This is a genomic window from Methanobrevibacter sp. 87.7, assembly GCF_002208625.1.
Lineage (GTDB): Archaea > Methanobacteriota > Methanobacteria > Methanobacteriales > Methanobacteriaceae > Methanarmilla.
Genome location: NZ_MRCT01000202.1, coordinates 1 through 2,765 on the forward strand (window position 1 = coordinate 1; position 2,765 = coordinate 2,765).

Here is a 2,765-nt window from a genome sequence, read left to right on the forward strand (position 1 = left end):
TTGTATGATTTAAATTTATTTTGTATTGGTTTATTATGTGTATCTTGGATTTTAGTATGATTTAAATTTATTTTGTATTAAATTTATAATATTCATATATAATTTTTATTTATTAGAAATATAAAGAGGATAAAATGAAACAAGCTATTGTTGTAAGAACTGATTTAAAAATGGGTAAAGGTAAAATAGCTGCACAATGTTGTCATGCTGCAATTGGCTCATATAAAAAAACAGATAAAGATAAAATAAGAAAATGGGAAAATGAAGCATCAGCTAAAGTTGTATTAAAAGTTCCTTCTGTTGAAGATTTATTTGAACTTAAAGAAATTGCAAAAAAGAATAATGTTTCAAATTGTTTAATTACTGATGCAGGTAGAACACAAATACCAAAATCTACAATTACATGTTTAGGTATTGGTCCTGATGAAGATGAAATTATTGATAAAATTACTGGAGATTTAAAATTATTATAATTGTATGGTGATATTATTATTGAATGGGTTGTAAAAATTGGAGGTAGTCTTTTTCCAACTGATGCGATTAAAGTAGCAGAAAAGTTAAAAGGAACAAATTCACTTATTATTACTGGTGGTGGCGAGTTTGCAAATCTTATACGTAGATATGATAAGAGTAAACATTTTTCTCCAGAAATAACTGATGAAACTGCTATTGAATGTATGACAATTATATCTAAATTACTTAATGATAAAGTAAATCATTGTAATATTGTATATTCAATAGATGATGCTAGAAAAGTTTCTGATAATGGAAATATACCTATACTTATTTGTAGTGAAATTTTAAAAGAATATAGACCATTTGAAAAATCATGGGATGTAAGTTCTGATTCAATATCTGCATATATTGCATACCTTCTAAATGCAAAACTTTTAATAGTTACAAATGTAAATGGTATATATACCCGAAGACCTAAAACGAAAGGTTCAAAATTCATTGAAAAAATTGATGCAAAAAAACTACTAACTTTTGATGAAACATCAATAGATTTAATGCTTCCTTCGTTATTAATTAAGTTCGGGGCTGATTGTTTTATTGTAAATGGGAAATATCCAGAAAGGGTATATTGTATAGTAAATAATATTAATCCCAAAGATTACAATTTTAAATATACGTATATTAAAGGTGTTTAATATGGAAAAAATTATATGTCAATCATGTAAACAAGAAATTCCACAAACTGAACCATTTGTACAATTTAAATGTCCAGTATGTGGAAAAGTTATTGCAAGATGTGAGAAATGTCGTACTTTTGGTCATTCTTATGTTTGTGACTGTGGTTTTGAAGGACCATAAATTTAATTATTGTTGAGGAGATATTATGGGAGAAGTTGCAGCAACTTTAAAAGTTATGCCAGAAAGTCCTGAAGTGGATTTAGAAGCTTTAAAAACTGATATTAAAAATGTAATTCCTGAAAATGCAGAATTACACGAAATTACTGAAGAACCAATTGCTTTTGGTTTAGTTGCATTAAATGTTGTCTTTATTGTTGAAGATGCTGAAGGTGGAACTGAAGCTACTGAAGAATCTATTGGATCTTTAGATAAAGTTGCAAGTACTGAAATGACTGATATTAGAAGATTAATGTAAATTCTACATTGAATTTATTTAATTCTTTTAATTTCATTTATTTTTATAATTTTTTTTTATTTTTTAGCTATTTTTGACTTTTTTTATTTTTTTATTTTAATTATTTATTTTATAATTTTTTAATTCATTCGTTAATGATAGAACAATATTTTTAACTAAAATAAGTACTTTATTTTACTATATTTTGATAAATATCTTTTTATTAATAATATTAGCTAATTTTTGACTTTATTTATAAAAATATACATTATTAAAACTTATTATTAAAAACTAAAACTTTAATTATATTGGATTATATAATAGTTAAATAATTAATAAGATTAAGATTAATAAAATAGAGTCTGATTGTATGTTTGGGGAATTAGATATAAATGATTTATCAGAAATAAAAAATCCAAAAGAGTTTAAATCACAAATTGATACTGATTTACTTCAAGAATTTGAAAATTATGCTAAAGAATTAGGTTTTACTGGAATAAGTTATAGTAGTATTAATTTTAGAATTAAAAATAAATTTCCTGAAGAAGCAAAAAATATTATTCTTCTTAGAACTAATTTAGATCCAAGATTTTTAAGATTAAAAACTGAATTCTATGAAAGTGAAGGATTACTTAATGAATTTAATGAAAAAATAAAAGAAGTTTATAAATTATCTGACTTTCTAAGAAAAAATGGTTTTTTTGCAGAAATTGTAGATCCAATTGAATTAGAAGATGAAATTAAAAGATGTGCTGAAGATTCTAAAACTGGTATAATTGGAAGAAGTAAAGCAGTTATATTTAAAGAAGGGCCTGCACCTAAAATATTTGCAATTTCAACAAATATTTCTAATTTACCAAAAGTAAGAGGTAAAGGTTTAAATTGGATTATTGAATATTGTATGAGTTGTGGTAAATGTAATATGCACTGTCCAGAAAAAGCATTTGATCATAAAGGTAATCTTATTGAAGATAAATGTATTGGTTTTCATGAAGGGTGTGAAATTTGTATTGAAAAATGTCCTTTCTTTGATAAAGATTATGATACAATTAAATCAAAATATGATAAAAAGATGAAAAAGATGTCTCATGGTTCTATATTCTAATTAATTTAAATATTTTTATTTTTTTCATCTAATTATTTTTAAATGGTATTTTATTAATTTATATTTTAAAAT

At 23.7% G+C, this 2,765-nt stretch carries 5 protein-coding genes; all 5 read left to right on the forward strand.

The features are described from left to right. The first annotated feature begins 134 nt into the window (after positions 1–134). The 5 genes from pth2 to BGI41_RS07605 all read left to right on the forward strand — a co-directional run bounded on the left by pth2 (position 135) and on the right by BGI41_RS07605 (position 2,693). Entirely contained in the window at positions 135–473 is a 339-nt protein-coding gene (pth2, locus tag BGI41_RS07585; protein WP_088540094.1) for an aminoacyl-tRNA hydrolase, read from the forward strand. Beyond that, the gene (locus BGI41_RS07590) at positions 474–1,151 is read left to right on the forward strand and encodes a delta 1-pyrroline-5-carboxylate synthetase (protein ID WP_255377154.1); all 678 of its coding nucleotides are present in this window, start codon (positions 474–476) and stop codon (positions 1,149–1,151) included. Between the two features lies 1 nt (position 1,152). Then, positions 1,153–1,314, forward strand: coding sequence for a zinc finger domain-containing protein (locus BGI41_RS07595; protein WP_042708299.1), 162 nt, complete (start codon positions 1,153–1,155; stop codon positions 1,312–1,314). Between the two features lie 25 nt (positions 1,315–1,339). Then, positions 1,340–1,609, forward strand: coding sequence for an elongation factor 1-beta (locus BGI41_RS07600; RefSeq protein WP_088540095.1), 270 nt, complete (start codon positions 1,340–1,342; stop codon positions 1,607–1,609). 349 nt (positions 1,610–1,958) lie between these two features. Then, positions 1,959–2,693 carry a hypothetical protein gene (locus BGI41_RS07605; protein ID WP_088540096.1) on the forward strand — a complete coding sequence of 245 codons (735 nt, stop codon included), beginning with the start codon at positions 1,959–1,961 and terminating at the stop codon, positions 2,691–2,693. Positions 2,694–2,765 lie beyond the last annotated feature (72 nt).